General features: G+C 73.2%; 12 protein-coding genes. 8 read left to right on the plus strand and 4 right to left on the minus strand.

Annotated features, from left to right (window positions below):
* The first annotated feature begins 169 nt into the window (after nucleotides 1-169).
* From ABEA82_RS24640 to ABEA82_RS24650, 3 genes are read left to right on the plus strand one after another with little or no spacing between them, the layout of a single operon-like run.
* Nucleotides 170-1,297 (plus strand): aminopeptidase P family protein, encoded by a 1,128-nt coding sequence (locus ABEA82_RS24640; protein WP_345663797.1) that lies wholly within the window; start codon nucleotides 170-172, stop codon nucleotides 1,295-1,297.
* A 47-nt stretch (nucleotides 1,298-1,344) separates the two neighbouring features.
* Nucleotides 1,345-2,301: an aminoglycoside phosphotransferase family protein gene (locus ABEA82_RS24645; protein WP_345663911.1), complete on the plus strand. Its 957-nt coding sequence runs from the start codon at nucleotides 1,345-1,347 to the stop codon at nucleotides 2,299-2,301.
* A gap of 40 nt (nucleotides 2,302-2,341) precedes the next feature.
* Nucleotides 2,342-3,043 (plus strand): hypothetical protein, encoded by a 702-nt coding sequence (locus ABEA82_RS24650; protein ID WP_345663798.1) that lies wholly within the window; start codon nucleotides 2,342-2,344, stop codon nucleotides 3,041-3,043.
* 12 nt (nucleotides 3,044-3,055) lie between these two features.
* On the opposite strand, the gene treZ is transcribed toward ABEA82_RS24650, so the two are convergent.
* Complete coding sequence (treZ, locus tag ABEA82_RS24655) at nucleotides 3,056-4,801, minus strand: malto-oligosyltrehalose trehalohydrolase (RefSeq protein WP_345663799.1); 1,746 nt, start codon at nucleotides 4,799-4,801, stop codon at nucleotides 3,056-3,058.
* A gap of 173 nt (nucleotides 4,802-4,974) precedes the next feature.
* Here treZ and ABEA82_RS24660 point away from each other — a divergent pair, with 173 nt between their 5' ends.
* Together ABEA82_RS24660 and ABEA82_RS24665 are read left to right on the plus strand one after the other, a co-directional pair.
* On the plus strand, nucleotides 4,975-5,526 hold the full coding sequence (locus ABEA82_RS24660; protein WP_345663800.1) for an FHA domain-containing protein: 552 nt from the start codon (nucleotides 4,975-4,977) through the stop codon (nucleotides 5,524-5,526).
* A gap of 211 nt (nucleotides 5,527-5,737) precedes the next feature.
* Nucleotides 5,738-7,054: a M14 family zinc carboxypeptidase gene (locus ABEA82_RS24665; RefSeq protein ID WP_423656678.1), complete on the plus strand. Its 1,317-nt coding sequence runs from the start codon at nucleotides 5,738-5,740 to the stop codon at nucleotides 7,052-7,054.
* Between the two features lie 42 nt (nucleotides 7,055-7,096).
* Here ABEA82_RS24665 and ABEA82_RS24670 read toward each other — a convergent pair whose 3' ends face one another.
* The 3 genes from ABEA82_RS24670 to glgX form a co-directional block, all read right to left on the minus strand.
* Nucleotides 7,097-8,347: a M14 family zinc carboxypeptidase gene (locus ABEA82_RS24670; protein WP_345663801.1), complete on the minus strand. Its 1,251-nt coding sequence runs from the start codon at nucleotides 8,345-8,347 to the stop codon at nucleotides 7,097-7,099.
* 175 nt (nucleotides 8,348-8,522) lie between these two features.
* Nucleotides 8,523-10,886 (minus strand): malto-oligosyltrehalose synthase, encoded by a 2,364-nt coding sequence (treY, locus tag ABEA82_RS24675; RefSeq protein WP_345663802.1) that lies wholly within the window; start codon nucleotides 10,884-10,886, stop codon nucleotides 8,523-8,525.
* A gap of 136 nt (nucleotides 10,887-11,022) precedes the next feature.
* On the minus strand, nucleotides 11,023-13,152 hold the full coding sequence (gene glgX, locus ABEA82_RS24680; protein WP_345663803.1) for a glycogen debranching protein GlgX: 2,130 nt from the start codon (nucleotides 13,150-13,152) through the stop codon (nucleotides 11,023-11,025).
* Nucleotides 13,153-13,334: 182 nt separating this feature from the next.
* On the opposite strand from glgX, the gene ABEA82_RS24685 reads away from it, so the two are divergent.
* The 3 genes from ABEA82_RS24685 (at nucleotide 13,335) to ABEA82_RS24695 (ending at nucleotide 16,884) form a co-directional block, all read left to right on the plus strand.
* Nucleotides 13,335-14,138, plus strand: coding sequence for a Tat pathway signal sequence domain protein (locus tag ABEA82_RS24685; RefSeq protein WP_345663804.1), 804 nt, complete (start codon nucleotides 13,335-13,337; stop codon nucleotides 14,136-14,138).
* Nucleotides 14,139-14,193: 55 nt separating this feature from the next.
* A complete protein-coding gene (locus tag ABEA82_RS24690) occupies nucleotides 14,194-15,525 on the plus strand; it encodes a copper amine oxidase (RefSeq protein ID WP_345663805.1) in 1,332 nt (443 codons plus the stop codon).
* A gap of 117 nt (nucleotides 15,526-15,642) precedes the next feature.
* The gene (locus ABEA82_RS24695) at nucleotides 15,643-16,884 is read left to right on the plus strand and encodes an SAV2148 family HEPN domain-containing protein (protein WP_345663806.1); all 1,242 of its coding nucleotides are present in this window, start codon (nucleotides 15,643-15,645) and stop codon (nucleotides 16,882-16,884) included.
* Nucleotides 16,885-16,896 lie beyond the last annotated feature (12 nt).

Consider the following 16,896-nt stretch of genomic DNA (forward strand, 5'->3'; position numbering starts at 1 on the left):
GCCGGTCGGGGCGACGCAGCGGGGACGCGGGGCAGCCGGGCATTACTGTTGATGCCTGGACAGGTATCTGCCGTGCGTGCCCGGGCGAAGTGCGCGGACGGCTCGCGCTGCCCCCTCCGGACGGGCAGGATGCTGCCCGTAGCCCCTTCGCCCGTCCTGGGAGGCCCGGATGACCGGAAGCACGGCCACGCCCTTCACCGCCGACGACTACCGGGCCCGCCTGGAGCGTGCCGCGCGGGCCGCCGCCGAGGCGGGTCTGGCGGGCCTGCTGGTGGCCCCGGGACCGGACCTGGTGTGGCTCACCGGCTACACCCCTCCGGCGGTCACCGAACGGCTCACCCTGCTGGTCATCGCCCCCGGCGAGGACCCCGTCCTCGTCGTCCCGGCCCTGGAGGCTCCGGACGCGCGGAAGGCGCCCGGCGCGTCCGCCCTGGTCCTGCGCGACTGGACCGACGGCAAGGACCCCTACGCCGCCACCGCCGCCCTGCTCGACGCCTCGGGCCGGTTCGGCATCAGCGACAACGCCTGGGCGCTGCACCTGCTGGCGTTGCGGAAGGCGATGCCCGCCGGCTCCTACACCTCGCTCACCGAGGCCCTGCCGATGCTGCGTGCCGTCAAGGACGCGGCCGAACTGGACCTCATGGCGGCCGCGGGAGCCGCCGCCGACGCGACCTTCGAGGAGATCCGGAACGTCCGCTTCTCCGGCCGTCGGGAAGCCGAGGTGGCCGCGGACCTCGACCGGCACCTGCGCCGGCACGGGCACGAGACGGTCGACTTCACCATCGTCGCCTCCGGACCGAACGGGGCCGACCCGCACCACGAGGCCGGTGACCGCGTCATGGAACGCGGCGACATGGTCGTCCTCGACTTCGGCGGCCTGCGCGGCGGCTACGGCTCCGACACCTCCCGCACGGTCCACGTCGGCGAACCCACCGACGAGGAACGCCGGGTGCACGACGTGGTGCGCGCGGCCCAGGAGGCGGGCTTTCGCGCCGTGCGGCCGGGCGCCGCCTGCCAGGACGTCGACCGGGCCGCCCGCGCGGTCATCGCGGACGCCGGATACGGCGAGTACTTCATCCACCGCACCGGACACGGCATCGGCGTCACGACCCACGAGCCGCCGTACATGATCGAGGGCGAGGAGCAGCCCCTCGTGCCCGGCATGTGCTTCTCCGTGGAACCCGGCATCTACCTGCCCGGCCGGTTCGGTGTGCGCATCGAGGACATCGTGACCGTCACCGAGGACGGCGGACGCCGTCTGAACACCACCTCCCGCGAGCTGGTCATAGTGGAGTGACGCCACCGATGTCCCCCGCACGCCTCCCGAACGGCAACGGCGCGACCATGACCCAGGCACCGACACCCTCCGCGGACACCGTCCGCGACCTGGTCCGTTCCCTGCTGAAGGACAGCGGGGACGGCAAGGAGACCAAGCAGGGCAGGGCGGGTGCCGGACCCGACGTCCGGCCCGCCGGCGCCGCTCCCGCCACCTGGTGGGTCGGCACCCGCCATGTGCTGCGGCTCGCCCTCGACCGCGAGGCGACCCTGCGCCAGCGCCGCGAACTGCGGCTGCGCGACCTCGTCCGCCCGCACGTCCCGATGGCGGTGCCGACCAGCGTGGCCCAGGGCGAGTGGGCGCCCGGGCTGACCTACACGCTGGACACCAGGGTGCAGGGCGGCTCGGGGGAGGAGCACGACGTGTCCGCGGTCGGCGAGGCCGACCTGGCCGGACTGCTCACCGGCCTGCGCGAGGTGCCGGTCCGGCAGGCCGAGACCCTCGGCGTGCCGCGGACCGCTCCGCGCTCCCTGGAGGCGCTGCGCCGCTCCGCCGTACGCTCCGCGGAACGCCTCGCCGACGCCGACGAGTTCGACGCAGCCCGCCTGAACCAGCTCACCGCGGCCGCCGCGGCCCAGCTCGCCGCCCAGCCCGGCTCGGTGGTCCTCACCCACCGCGCCCTCACGAGCGGGCACCTCGTGGTCAGCGCCGACGGGCGGGTGCGCGGCGTCCTCGGCTGGGCCGGCGCGGTCGTCGGCGACCCCGCCGAGGACATCGCGGGCCTCGCCCTCGCCGTCGGCTCGCCCGCCGCCGTACGCGCCGCCACCCTCGCCGGCTACGGTGCCCGGCCTTGCCTGCGCGGGCTGTGGCTCGCCCGCTGCGACAGCGTCATCCACCTCGCCGCGGCCCTCGACAGCCGCGACGCCGCCCGGACCACCCTGGCGCGGGCCCGGCTGCGGCACGCCTGGGAGCCGATCCTGCTGGAACGCGTGAGGGACCTGCGGGACACCGACGACGCCCTTTGACGGGTCGGGCGGCGAGGTCCCGTACGGCTATTCTCCGCACATGAAGCGCACTGTCGCGGTGACGTCCCTGCTGACCGCCGCCGCCCTCACGTGCCTGGCCGGCTGCTCTGGCGACCCCGTGAAAGCCACGCCCGGCGCCACGGCGTCCCCGGCGCGGACGACCCCGGCGGAACGCCTCACCGCGCTCGTGGTCACGGCGGCCGACCTCGGCACCGGCTACTCCGTGCGGAAGTTCGACGCGGCCGAGGGGAAGTCCGTCTTCGCCCGGTCCGCGCAGGAGATCACCGGCAACGCCTGCACCCCGCTGGCGGCCATGACGCACCAGCTGCCCCTCGGCAGGCCGCAGGCCTCCCTGAGCCGCGTCGTCGCGACCAAGGAGGCCCCCGGCACCCGCATCCACGTCACTCTCGCCACCTACGACAAGGGCGCGGCGGTGACGGCGATGGACAGCCTCCTCACCGACGCCGTGCGGGGCTGTTCCCTCGGCTTCACCGTCAGGGCGAACGGCGCCGCCGAGCTGTACGACCCGTTCGAGCCCGAGGACACCCCCTCGGCCGGCGACGAGGCCCTCGCCTACCGCGGCGTCGTCACGCCGGAGGGCGGCACGCCCCGGCCGGTGCGCACCACGGTCGTACGCCACGCCGACGTCATCGCCGTCTACACCGCGGTCGGCGGCGCCCGCATCACGAGTCCGGAACTCCTCGCGCCCCTGATCGAGGCGCAGGACGCGAAGCTCGGCTGACCTCCCCGGCGCTCAGTACTGCGCGAGCACCACGCCCGACTCACCGGGCACCCGCAGGACCCCGTCCGCGCCGGGCGTCTCCACCGGCTCCCACGCGGCCAGCACGCGCGCGTGCGGGACGCCGAGCGACAGCACGGCCGGTTCCGGCGCCAGGTTCACGGCCACGACGACGTCCCCGCGCCGGAAGGCGATCCAGCGGCGCTCCTCGTCGTGGGCCACCTTGGTGTCGGCGAGGTCGGGATCGGTCAGGTCGGGCTGCTCCCGGCGCAGCGCGAGGAGCTGCCGGTACCAGGCCAGCACGCGCGCGTGGGGCTCGCGACCGGGTTCGGACCAGTCGAGGCAGGAGCGGTCCCAGGTCGCCGGGTCCTGCGGGTCGGGCACGTCCTCCTCCTTCCAGCCGTGCGCGGCGAACTCCCGCCGCCTGCCCCGCCGTACGGCGTCCGCCAGCTCCGGGTCGGTGTGGTCGGTGAAGAACTGCCAGGGCGTGCCGGCCGCCCACTCCTCGCCCATGAAGAGCATCGGCGTGAACGGTGCCGTCAGGACCAGCGTGGCCGCGCAGGCCAGCAGTCCGGGGGAGAGCTGGGCCGAAAGCCGGTCCCCCTGGGCGCGGTTGCCGACCTGGTCGTGGGTCTGGGCGTAGCCGAGGAGCCGGTGGGCGGCCACCCGCGTCCGGTCCAGGGGGCGCCCGTGGTGCCGCCCGCGGAAGCTCGAGTACGTCCCGTCGTGGAACCAGCCGCCGGTCAGGGTCTTGGCGAGCCCGGCGAGGGGAGCACGCGCGAAGTCGGCGTAGTAGCCCTGCGCTTCACCGGTCAGCGTGGTGTGCAGGGCGTGGTGGAAGTCGTCGTTCCACTGCGCGTGCAGCCCCAAGCCGCCCTCGCCCCGGGCGGTGACGAGCCGCGGGTCGTTCAGGTCCGACTCGGCGACCAGGAACAGCGGCCGGTCCACCTCGGCGGCCAGGGCGTCCACGGCCGTCGACAGCTCCTCCAGGAAGTGCTGGGCGCGCGTGTCCACCAGCGCGTGCACCGCGTCCAGGCGCAGTCCGTCGATCCGGTAGTCGCGCAGCCACGCCAGCGCGCTCCCGATCAGGTACGCGCGCACCTCGTCCGAGCCGGGCGCGTCCAGGTTGACCGCGGAGCCCCAGGGCGTGTGGTGCGTGTCCGTCAGGTACGGCCCGAAGGCGGGCAGGTAGTTGCCCGACGGCCCGAAGTGGTTGTGCACCACGTCGAGCACCACCCCCAGGCCGAGTTCGTGGGCCCGGTCGACGAAGCGTTTCAGCGCCTCGGGCCCGCCGTAGGGCTCGTGCACCGCCCACAGGGAGACGCCCTCGTACCCCCAGCCGTGCGTGCCCGGGAAGGGGCACAGCGGCATCAGCTGCACGTGGGTGACGCCCAGTTCGGCGAGATGGCCGAGTCGCCCGGCGGCCGCGTCCAGCGTGCCCTCGCGGGTGTACGTCCCCACGTGCAGCTCGTACAGCACCGCGCCGGGCAGCGGTCGCCCCGGCCACCCCGCGCGCCAGGCGTACCGCTGGTGGTCGACGACCGCGCTCAGCCCGTCCGGGCCGTCCGGTTGCCGGCGCGACCGCGGATCGGGCAGCACGGGGCCGTCGTCCAGCGCGAAGCCGTAGCGTGACCCGTCGCGCGCATCCGCCTCGCCCCACCACCATCCCGTCCGTTCCGGATCGCGTTCCAACGCGTGCGTGACGCCGTCGCACTGGAGCGTCACGCGGTCTGCCTGCGGTGCCCACACCTCGAACTGCACGGACGGTTCCCCTTCGTCTGCTCACCGTGATGTAGCCCGTCCATGGTGCGTCAAAAGAGATCAATCCGCCGGTGCATCCACCCATTTGCGGCGGGTGTCGCCGGGTACGCGCGCGTGGCGGCCCTTTTCCCGTTTTCTGGACAGCCCGGCCGCGCTGCCCGAGAATCACCAACGTGACGTCGTCCTTCGAGTTCAACACGTACCCCGCGCGGCTCTCCGACGCGGAGCGCGACAGGGCGCTGAAGGTGCTCCGTGACGGCGTCGCCATGGGCCGCCTGTCCCACGACACGTTCGTCCACCGCATGGAGCTGGCACTCGCCGCCCGCCGCCCGGACGAGCTGGCGGTGCTCACCGCAGACCTGCCCACGGAGAGCCGCTTCTCCCGCGCGGTGTTCGGCACCGTCGAGGCGCTCTCCGGGTTCACCGTACGGCTGCGCAGGGCCTGGCGGGCCGAGCGGCTCCCGAAGCTGCTGCTGCCCCACCCCGCGCACGGCCATCCGCTGCGTATAGGGCGCGACCCCGCCAGCGGACTGCGCCTCAACCACGAGACGGTCTCCCGGGTGCACGCCGAACTCCGCCACCAGGGCGGGATGTGGGTCCTGCGCGACCTCGGCTCCACCAACGGCACCACGGTCAACGGACGGCGCGTCGTCGGTGCCGCCGTCGTCCGCGAGGGCGACCAGGTCGGCTTCGGGCGGATGGCGTTCCGGCTGTCGGCACCCTGACCGGAAACGAAGCCCTCCCTCAGCTCTGGCCTGGGCGTTACCGCCTGTCGCCTCGCTGAGGGTGGCCAAAACCCTGTGCCTCCCACGGTGTTGACGTACCCCGGAAGTCGTGACTGACTGTGCGTACGCCATGTACACGTGGTGAACCGACGGCACCGAACCGGGGAGGTGTGCCCTGCCGCCCCTCCCGCGCTACCCGACCGTCGACGAACTGGGCGCCCGGGCCGCCGCCCTCGTCGCCCGCCATCCCCGGGACGCCCGGCTGCGCCGGGTCGGCACCTCCCGCGCGGGCACGCCCATGTGGCTGCTCTCCGTCGGCCACGGCGGCCGTCAGGCCCTCGTCGTCGCCGGCCCCCATCCCAACGAACCCGTCGGCGGCGCCACCGTGCTGCGCCTGGCCGAGCGCGCCCTGGCCGACCCGCGGCTCACCGAGGGCGCCGACGCCACCTGGAACCTGCTGCTGTGCCTCGACCCGGACGGACTGCGCCGCAACGAGGGCTGGCTGACCGGCCCCTACACCCTCGGCCAGTACTTCCGGAACTTCTTCCGGCCCGGCTTCCTGGAACAGCCCGAATGGCTGCCCGACGGCGCGTCCGGCGCCGCACTGCCCGAGACCCGCGCACTCCTCGACGTCCAGGACGAGCTGCGTCCGTTCCTCCAGTGCTCGCTGCACGGCGTCGACATCGGCGGCGGATTCGTCGAGCTCACCCACGATCTGCCCGGCCTCGCGCAGCGCCTCGCCCACATCGCCGCCCGGCTCGGCATCCCCCGCGAGCTCGGCGCCTACGACGCCCTGTACTGGCCCGGCCTCGGGGACGCCGTCTACCGGATCCCGCCGCCACGCAGGGCCGACCTGGCCGCGGCCATCACGGAGGCCGCCGTCGAGTCGACCTGGTTCCACCCGTACCGGCACGGCACCGTCACCGCGGTCGTCGAGGCGCCCATGTGGGGCGTGGCGGCCGTGGCGGACGGTTCCCCGCCCGCGGACCGGGACGCGGTGCTGCGGGCCGTCAGCCGCACCCTGCGCCACGACACGGGCCTCCTGCGGCACCTGCTGGCCCGGATCAGGCCGCACCTCGCAGCCGTGCCCGACGCGGCGCGTCTGCTCGCCCCGGTCGACGACTACTTACTGGTCTGCCCCGGCCTCGCCGACGCCTGGGACCCGGACACCGGCGTCGGCACCGCCCACCCCCTCCCGCCCCTGAGCACCGCCCACCTGGTCGCCCTGCGCATCTCCGGGCGGCGGCTGGCGCTGCGCACCGCGGGGCTGCTGCACCAGCTCGTGCGGGCCGCCGGACACGACCCGGCCGGGGCACTGCCGGAGCTGGACCGGCTGATCGACGAGTGGTGCGCCGACTACCGCGACGGCTGCGGGGCGCGCTGGATCCCGGTGGCACGCCAGTCGGAGTACCAGGCGCGCGTGGTGCTCGCGGCCTTCGGACTGGCCGCGCGGCACCCGCGCCTGCGAGCCCCTTCGGGCGAGCCGGGAGTGGAGTCCGGGGCAGCGGTGCCGATGCAGCGGGAATGACGCGTCCGACCACCAGGTGGGTCCCCGGCCCCGCCCAGGGGCCTACGACGCCCCCTCGCGCGCGTGCAGCGCCGCTGCGACCACCGTGCGGGACTGGTGCTCGACCTGGTGCTCCAAGGGCACCCAGCGCGCGCGGAAACGTTCCGCGAAGGCCTCGCTCCAGGTCGCGACGAGTTCTTCGAGCTGCTTCGCCGCCCGGTCGTCCGTCCCGCGCAGCACCCGCAGCAGCATGGCCGCCGCCCGCAGCGGCACCCGGCGCGCGAACGCGTCCACGCTGCCGACGTACGCCCTGGTGAGGTCGGCGGGCGGAGTGTGGAGCAGGTCCGAGGCCAGCCCCGGCACCAGCTCCAGCCCCCACCGGGCGGCCCGCAGCAACGGCCCGTCCGGGCCGGCGAGCCGGGGCAGGGCGTCGTCGAGCACCCGCGTCACCTCCAGCGCGTCCCGTTGCAGCCGGCGTGCGAGCCGCCCGATCGCCGCCGCCGGAGCCGGATGCGGAGCCGGGTCGTCCACCAGGTCGCTCGCCCACATCGGCACCTCGACCACCGCGGTCAGACCGCCGTACCGGTGGGCGTGGAACCAGGTGCTGTGCCGCGCGTCGTCCGGCAGGCTCGGGTACGCCGGTCCGATCCCCGGCGCGGGCATCACATGGACGCCCGGTCCGGAGGCGGGCCAGCCCGCGGCGTCCGAAGCGCCGGTCTCGACCGGGATGTGCAGCTCGGCGGCGGACTTGGCGAACGGCTCGGCGAGCCCCGGCACGTCCCGGGTCAGCTGCACCCAGCTGCCGCCCAGGTCCGTGCCGTGCAGCGTCACCTGGAGATAGGGGCGCAGTTCGTCGATGACACCGGTCAGGGCCCTGGTCTCGGGCGGCAGCCGGTCGGGCGGCAGCAGGGACGGCGCCCACTCCGGCTGCTCCGGCCCCGCGGGACGGAAGAAGCCGAGGTGGTAGTCGAACAGGCTGCGGGGCGCCGGCGTCACGTGCAGGCTGGCCCCGTCGGGGTCCGCGCACAGCAGGAAGTGCCAGGAGATGCCGTCGCGCAACCGCCGCTCCTCCAGCACCCTCCGGGCGACCGCGAGCAGGGTGCAGGAGCCCGTCGGCTCGTTGGCGTGGGCGCCGGCGACCACCAGCACCGCGCGGCGGGCGCGCCCCACCGACAGCAGATGCAGGGGCCGGCCCGCACGGGAGGCACCCACCTGGCGAAGGGTGCAGACACCGGGGCGTTCAGCGGTCAACGCCCGGGCAGCAGAGACCTGTTCGGTCACCGTCGGGTAGCGCAGCTCCGGCAGGACACTCACCCCCGTCATATCCGCCCGAGTTCGCAGTCGCAGTACCCCACGGCCGTGGGACGGTGTCAAGGGCGCGGCGGGGGAGCCTCCACGGGGCGCCCGGAAGCACGGCCCGCCGGGACCGGGAGGCGTCCCTGAGGAGGGGGCGGTTCCGTCGCGGACGCGCCTGGCACCCGTCCCCGGCTCATTCGCCCACCTGCTCCAGCAGAGCCACCGGCGACCGCCCGAGCAGGTCCGCCACACGCGCGTGCCCTGTGAACTCCCGCCCCGGCTCCAGGGCATCCGCCCAGCGCCCCGGCGGCAGCGGAAGCCGGGTGTCCTGCCAGCCACCGGCCTCCTCGAGCCGCAGCGAAAGGCGTGTCACGGCCGTCAGTGCCGCGCCGGAGCGGACGAACGCCAGACAGTGGCGTGCCGCCGGGCCCTCGGCGGTCAGGGGCGTGTACGTCGCCGTGTCGCCGAAGGCGCCGGGGCGCCGTGCCCGCAGAGCGAGTGCCGCGCGCGTCACCCTGAGCTTCTCCTCGGACGTCGCGCCGGACACCTCGGGCGGGAAGCCCACCGCCCGCCGGTTGTCCGGGTCCACCAGGGCCCGGTACTCCGCCTCCGTGCCCTGGTAGACGTCCGGCACCCCCGGCATCGACAGCTGGACCAGGGCCGTGCCCAGCACGTTCGCCCGGATGTGCCGTTCGAGCGAGTCGCGGAACGCGGCGACCCGCTCGCCCGGCGTCCCGCACGGCCCGGCCGTCACGAACCGGGCCACCGCCTCCTCGTACGGCGGCTCCTGTTCGGTCCAGCTCGTGTACAGACCCGCCTCGCGCACGTGCTTCAGCAGCGCCCCCCGCACCCGCTCCGCGTCCGCCGGGCCCAGTCCGAACACCGTCTGCCAGGCCGCCCACGCCAGTTGCGCGTCCGGCACGCCCTCGCCGGTGCGCGTCACCTCGGCGAGGACGTCCGCCCAGCGGTCCGGGCACTCGGTGAGCACGTTCAGCGCCGCCCGGACGTCGGCACTGCGCTTGGTGTCGTGCGTCGAGACGACCGTCCCGGTCACCGGCCAGTCCCGCTGCACGCGCGCGCAGTACGCGTGGAACTCCTCCGGCGACAGCGCAGGACCGCCCGGATTCCCGCCCACCTCGGTCGCCGACAGCAGCGGCACGTAGCGGTAGAACGCCGTGTCCTCCACGGACTTCGCCCGCAGCGCCGACGAGGTCTGCGCGAACCGTGTCCGGAACTCCACCTGCGCGGGCTCGTCGCCGTACCGCCCCAGCACCAGGTCCCGTACGACGTCCACCGCACCGGCCTCCTCCGGCACGGCGAAGGCGAGCCGGGCCTCGGCCGCGGCCTCCTCGGTGACCACGCAGGCGGCGTCGACGGACTCGTACGGCCGGTAGACCTCCATCCGGACCAGGAGCTCCTGAAGCGCGGTGCGCAGCGCCCAGGGCGCGCGGTCGCGCAGGGCCGGTTCCGGCGAGGTCGCGCAGAGCCGGGCCGCCACCCGGGTCAGCCGGTCCGTCTCGGTGGCCAGCTCGTGCGTGAGGACCTTGTAGGCAGCCCGCCGCACCGTCGCCTCCCAGTGCCCCCCGCGGTCCGTCTGAGGCGCCGCGAACCGCCGGTACTGCCCCAGGAGGTCCCCGAACCCGGCCGGGTCCGTGAAGAGCCCGTCCACGTGCCGCAGCCCGTCGTAGCCGGTGGTCCCGGCGACGGGCCAGGAGGCCGGCAGCCGCTCACCGTCGGCCAGGATCTTCTCCACGACCGTCCACCGGCCACCCGTCGCCTCGTGCAGCCGCCGGAGGTAGCCGTCGGGGTCGGCGAGGCCGTCGGGGTGGTCGACGCGCAAGCCGTCGATCACGCCCTCGTGGAGCAACTGGAGGATCTTGCCGTGGGTGGCCTCGAACACCTCGGGGTCCTCCACCCGCACCCCGATGAGCTCCGAGATGCTGAAGAACCGCCGGTAGTTCAGCTCGGTGCGGGCCAGCCGCCACCACACCGGGCGGTACCACTGCGCGTCCAGCAGGTGCGGCAGCGGCAGGTCCCCGGTTCCCTCGCGCAGCGGGAACACGTGGTCGTAGTAGCGCAGAACGTCCCCGTCGACGCGCAGCTCCCCGAGCACCTCGCCCAGCGGCCCGCCGAGCACCGGCAGCAGCACCTGGCCGTCCTGGGCCTCCCAGTCGATGTCGAACCAGCGCGCGTACGGCGACTTCGGGCCCTCGCGCAGCACCTCCCACAGGGCCCGGTTGTGGCGCGGGGCCATGGCCATGTGGTTCGGGACGATGTCCACCACCAGGCCGAGCCCGTGCTCCCGCGCGGTGCGCGCCAGGGCCCGCAGCCCCTCCTCGCCGCCCAGTTCCTCGCGCACGCGCGCGTGGTCGACGACGTCGTAGCCGTGCGCCGAGCCGGGCACGGCCTCCAGGACGGGGGACAGGTGCAGGTGCGAGACCCCGAGCGAGGCCAGATACGGCACGACGGCCGCCGCGGCCCCGAACGGGAAGTCTGGCTGCACCTGCAGCCGGTACGTGGCCGTGGGCACCACCGGGTCAGTTCGCTCAGGCGTCATGGAAACGTACGTACCCGCCCCGCCGCCGTTCGTGCCCTCCCGCACGCCAGGTGCGCCGCGCGTCGCCCGGACGGGTGGCTCCCCCGGCCGACGGCGACGGCACGGGCCGGAGCCCGCGCCGCACGGGCCGCTGGAGCTACACGGGCCGCTGGAGCACGGTCAGGCTCCGGTCCGTGAGGGTCAGCCGGTCCCCGGCCTGCACCTTCGGTCCGGTGTCCGGCGGCACCCCTTCCGGGCGGGCCGTGTCGACCACGACCTGCCACTGCCGCCCGTGGTCGACCGGCACCACGAAGTCCAGCGCCTTCGGCGAGGCGTTGAACATCAGCAGGAAAGAGTCGTCGGTGATGCGCTCCCCGCGCGCGCCCGGCTCCGAGATGGCGTTGCCGTTGAGGAACACCGTCAGCGCCGAGGCCCGCGCCGAGTCCCAGTCGCGCTGGGTCATCTCCCCGCCCTCGGGAGTGAACCAGGCGATGTCGGACAGGTCGTCGTGCGTGCCCTCCACGGGTCGGCCGTGGAAGAAGCGCCTCCTGCGGAAGACCGGGTGGTCCCTGCGCAGCCACACCATCGCGCGGGTGAAGTCCAGCAGCTCCCGCTTGAGCCCGCCTTCCTCCTCCTCGCCCTCCGGCCACTCCACCCAGGCCAGCTCGTTGTCCTGGCAGTAGGCGTTGTTGTTGCCCCGCTGGGTGCGGGCGAGCTCGTCACCGTGGCTGATCATGGGCACGCCCTGGGACAGCATCAGCGTCGCGATGAAGTTCCGCATCTGCCGGGCCCGCAGCTTCAGCACCTCGGGGTCGTCGGTCTCGCCCTCGACGCCGCAGTTCCAGGACCGGTTGTGGCTCTCGCCGTCCCGGTTGTCCTCGCCGTTGGCCTCGTTGTGCTTGTCGTTGTAGGACACCAGGTCGTGCAGCGTGAAGCCGTCGTGGCAGGTCACGAAGTTGATGGAGGCCAGTGGGCGGCGCCCGTCGTCCTGGTACAGGTCGGAGGAGCCGGTCAGCCGGGAGGCGAACTCCGCGAGCGTGCGCTGTTCGCCCCGCCACAGGTCGCGCACGGTGTCCCGGTACTTGCCGTTCCACTCGGTCCACAGCGGCGGGAAATTGCCCACCTGGTAGCCGCCCTCGCCCACGTCCCACGGCTCGGCGATCAACTTGACCTGCGAGACGACCGGGTCCTGCTGGACCAGGTCGAAGAACGACGACAGCCGGTCCACCTCGTGGAACTGCCGGGCGAGCGTCGCCGCCAGGTCGAAGCGGAACCCGTCGACGTGCATCTCCGTGACCCAGTACCGCAGCGAGTCCATGATCAGCTGGAGCACGTGCGGGGACCGCATGAGCAGGGAGTTCCCGGTACCGGTCGTGTCCATGTAGTAGCGGGGGTCGTCGGTGAGCCGGTAGTAGCGCGGGTTGTCCAGGCCCTTGAAGGACAGGGTCGGGCCCAGGTGGTTGCCCTCGGCGGTGTGGTTGTAGACCACGTCGAGGATCACCTCGATCCCGGCCTCGTGGAGCGCCTTCACCGCGGACTTGAACTCCAGCACCTGCTGGCCCCGGTCGCCCCAGGACGCGTAGGCGTTGTGCGGGGCGAAGAAACCGATGGTGTTGTAGCCCCAGTAGTTGTTCAGGCCCATGTCGACCAGGCGGTGATCGTTCACGAACTGGTGGACGGGCATCAGCTCCAGGGCCGTGACCCCGAGCTCGGTGAGGTGTTCGATGATCGCCGGGTGCGCGAGGGCCGCGTAGGTGCCGCGCAGTTCCTCCGGGAGCCCCGGGTGGCGCATCGTGAGGCCCTTGACGTGGGCCTCGTAGATCACCGTGTGGTGGTACTCGGTGCGCGGGAGCCGGTCGTCGCCCCAGTCGAAGTACGGATTGACCACGACCGACGTCATCGTGTGCGGTGCCGAGTCCAGGTCGTTGCGCCGGTCGGGATCGTCGAAGTGGTAGCCGTAGACCTCCTCGCCCCAGCTGATCGAACCGCTGATCGCACGCGCGTACGGGTCGAGCAGCAGTTTCGCGGAGTTGCAGCGCAGCCCGTGCTCCGGGGCGTACGGTCCGTGCACCCGGAACCCGTACCGCTGTCCCGGCATGATGCCAGGCACGTACGCGTGCCGCACGAAGGCGTCGCTCTCCCGCAGCTCGACCGCGGTCTCCGAGCCGTCGTCGTGCAGCAGACACAGCTCTACTCGGTCCGCGGCCTCCGTGAAGACCGCGAAGTTGGTACCGGCGCCGTCGTACGTGGCACCGAGTGGATACGCCTCTCCAGGCCAGACCTGCATGGATACGACTCTTTCAGGTGTGCGGCGCCGGTGGGGACGCCTTGGCTCCGAGTCTCCCCAAAAGTGAGGGAACCACCTCTGACTCGCCTCCCTCTTACCGGGCGACCAGTGCATACGCGGTATGCCGAAACCAATGGGGCCAACACATACTCCCGGGGCCGTTGGGGGAGTAGGGGGAAGATGTGCGCAACATAGTGCACCGCCATCTCGGAAAGGTCGTGGCCGGTGCGGCCATCGCGGTCGCCGGAACCGCCGTGATGATCGGCGTCACCCTGCCGGGCACGGCCGGGGCCGAGGAGACGGGGGGCGTCGCGGGGCAGTCCGCCCGGCAGGCGGCCGGTCCGGAGCGGGCCGTGGCGCCCGGGGTCGTCGAGGAGGTACCGGCCGAAGGCGAGAAGGGCACGGGGCGTGACCCGCTGACCGACGACGAGCTGCGGCGGGCCGAGAAGATCGCCCTCAGCCGGCAGCTGTTCCAGGGCAGCGAGAGCGTCGACGGGAAGCGGGGCCCGCAGCCCCTCGGCGTCGACCTCGCCGAACCGGAGGCCGGCGACGCCGGCGACCCGGCCGCGCCGCGGCGCGCGGACGTGACCTTCTACGATTACCAGGACGACACCCTCGTCACCAGGACCGTCGACCTGGGCACCGGCAAGGTGGTCGCGAACGGCACCCAGCACGGTGTCCAGCCACCCCTGAGCCGTGCCGAGAAGGCCGAGGCGGCCGACCTGCTGATCGCCGACCCGCTGGGCGCCGGCCTCAAGGCCGACTACCGGGACGCCACCGGCAAGGCTCTCACCTCGCCGGACCAGCTCCAGCTCAGCGGCGCCGTCTACCGGGCCGCGCCGGGCGCCCAGCCCGCCGTGCTCGACCGCTGCGGAGAGCACCGCTGCGTCCGGCTGTTCCCGAAGATCAAGAACGGGCCGTGGGTCGACATGAGGTCGCTCGTGATCGACCTGAGCGCCCGCAAGGTCGCCGAGCTCGGCCACTGACCCGCCCGCTCCACTCATCCGTCCACCTCGCTCCTCCTCAGGGAGTCACCTCGTCATGCGCGTGAACAGAAACAGCAGGGCCCGCACCCGGGCGGCCGTGGGGCTGACCGTGGCCGCGCTGGCCGCCGGCGCCACGGCCGGCGCGGGACCCGCGAGCGCCCGGCCGGAGACCGCCCCCGCCGCGGCCGCCGCCCCCGCCGCGGCCTACTGCGGTGCCGCCCATCGCATCGAACAGAAGCTGTCCACCGGCACCACCTGGCGGATGTGCTGGCGCTACGACGGCAAGGCCGGCCTCGTCCTGGAGAACGTCTCCTACCAGCCCAAGGGCGAGCCCAAGCCGATCAAGGTCCTCAACAGCGCCAGGCTCGGCCAGATCCACGTCCCCTACGACGACGGCAACGTCGAGTACGACGACCTGACCGGCTTCGACTTCGCCCAGGGCCTGATGAACCTCGCCCCCGGCGAGTGCCCCGGCGGCACCATCAAGACGATCAAGGTCCCGGACTCCTGGAACGAGGACCCGAACGTCAAGGGCCTGTGCACCACCACCCGCTCCCGCGGCCACGCCTACCGCATGCAGGGCGACACCGCGAACAAGGTCTACCAGACCCAGGGCAAGGACCTCCTCGTCTACACGGTGAACCAGGTCGGCTGGTACGAGTACATGACCGAGTGGCGCTTCCAGGACGACGGCGCGATCACCATGAACGTGGGCGCCACGGGCAGCCTCTCCTGGGACGACTACGACGCCGGTGACGGCCGCGGCTGGCCGATCGGCAAGGGCGCCGCCGCCAAGGCCACCAGCCACAGCCACAACGCCTTCTGGCGGCTCGACTTCGCCCTCGACGGCTCCACGAAGAACAGCGTCGAGCAGTACGACTCCACCGTCACCGCACAGGCCACCGGACAGCGGGCCCCGACCACGAAGACGACCCGCACCAAGATCACCAAGGAACTCGCCGCGGACAGCAAGAACTACCGCTGGTGGCGCGTGGTCAGCGCGGCGGGCAAGAACAAGGACGGGCACGCGCGCTCCTACGAGATCGTCCCGGGGCCGACCACCAAGTACCCCGGCCGCAGCTTCACCAAGCACGACCTGTACGTCACGCAGTACAACAAGTGCGAACTGTTCGCCAGCAACAACCCCGGCAACTGCGGGCCCGGAGCCGGTTCGTCCGTCGACAAGTGGGTGAACGGACAGGCCGTGAACCACCCCGTGGTCTGGATGAACATCGGCTTCCACCACATAGCCCGGGACGAGGACCAGCAGCCCATGCCCGTCCACTGGCAGGGCTTCTCCATCGCCCCGCGCGACGTCACCGCCATGAATCCGCTCACTCCGGCCGAGCTCGGCTGGCAGAACGGGCACTGGCAGCCGCGCGGTTGAGAATCACCCTGCCCATCCGGCTGCACCGCCGACCGCTCCCGGAGTACCCTTCCTTGATCGTTGGGTGGGGTCTGGCACCCCTCGGGAGTGCTCGGGGGAGCGGAAGGCGGTGCGCGGGTGGGCTCGGGAGGGCTGGAGCTGCCCCCTGGTGACGAGGGTCACGAGGGGAACTCCGCAGACGTCCCGGCCGGAGCCGTGTCCCTGGCACGGCCGATGGACGTGTCGGGCTCGATCGGTCCGGAACTGGACTGGGACGCCGACAACTGGCGCGAGGTACGCACCCGCGCCCAGCGGGCCGGCCGGGCCTACATCTGGCTGAACCTCGTCGAACAGCGGCTGCGCGCGGTCGTCGCCGCCGTACTGCGGCCCGTCTACGAACCCGTCCACGGCGAGGACTGGGTGGTGGCCGCCGCCGGCCCCGCCGGGCAGGAGTGGGTGCAGCGCGCGGTCGCCGTACGCGAGGTCAGCCGCCGCAAGGGCTATCTGCTCGACCCGGCCGACGACAACGTCCTGTCCTTCCTCACCCTGCCCCAGCTGCGCGAGCTGATGGTGCAGCACTGGCCGTGCTTCGAGCCCTACTTCGACGACCGGCGGGAGGTCGAGCTCGCCCTGGACGAGCTGGAGGTCACCCGCAACGTCGTCTCCCGCAACCGGGCCCTGTCCGAGGCCGTCCTGAACCAGGCCGAGCGCGCCTCGGCCCGGCTGCTGGAGATGCTCGGCGCGGGTGGTGACGTGCCGTCCGCGCGCCGGCTGCCCATCGACGCGGTCGAGGACCTGGTGGGTGACCGGTACGCCGACGTGGTCGCCGTGCACTCGGACCGGGTGCGGCTGATGCGGCAGTTCCCCGCCGAGGACATCTTCGGCGGCGCCCGCCGCCTCGACGCCATCGGCATCGGCCTCAACCTGCTCGTGCAGAACTTCTCCGGCCGGCGTCTGGTGCGGCTCGCCGAGTCCGGCTGCCGGGTGCGGCTGCTGTTCCTCAACCCGGCCTCCAGCGCGGTCAAGCGACGCGAGCGCGAACTCGGCCTCAAACGCGGTGAGCTCAGCCGGGCCGTCGAGATGAACATCCTGCACATGCGCCGGGTGCGGGCCCGGCTGCGCGACCCGGGCGCCTTCGAGATCCAGGTCTTCGACGAGACGCCCCGCTTCACGGCGTACCTGGTCGACGGCGACGGGGCCGACGGCATCGCGGTCGTGCAGAACTACCTGCGCCGCACCCGCGGGATGGAGGCGCCGGTGTTCGTGCTGCGCAACGGTGGCAAGGTGGTCAAGTCGGGCGAGATCGACGAAAGCGGCCTCTTCCCCACGTATCGCGAGGAGTTCGAGGTGATGTGGGCGGATTCGCGACCGGTGTCGTGAGCGGGACCCCGG

The sequence above is a fragment of the Streptomyces venetus genome, from assembly GCF_039540295.1.
Classification (GTDB): Bacteria; Actinomycetota; Actinomycetes; order Streptomycetales; family Streptomycetaceae; genus Streptomyces; species Streptomyces venetus.

Coding starts and splice junctions, on each gene's coding strand:
- ABEA82_RS24640 (WP_345663797.1), top strand. CDS start 170: ATGACCGGAAGCACGGCCACGCCCTTCACCGCCGACGACTACCGGGCC.
- ABEA82_RS24645 (WP_345663911.1), top strand. CDS start 1,345: ATGACCCAGGCACCGACACCCTCCGCGGACACCGTCCGCGACCTGGTC.
- ABEA82_RS24650 (WP_345663798.1), top strand. CDS start 2,342: ATGAAGCGCACTGTCGCGGTGACGTCCCTGCTGACCGCCGCCGCCCTC.
- treY (WP_345663802.1), bottom strand. CDS start 10,886: ATGACGCCTGAGCGAACTGACCCGGTGGTGCCCACGGCCACGTACCGG.
- glgX (WP_345663803.1), bottom strand. CDS start 13,152: ATGCAGGTCTGGCCTGGAGAGGCGTATCCACTCGGTGCCACGTACGAC.
- ABEA82_RS24690 (WP_345663805.1), top strand. CDS start 14,194: ATGCGCGTGAACAGAAACAGCAGGGCCCGCACCCGGGCGGCCGTGGGG.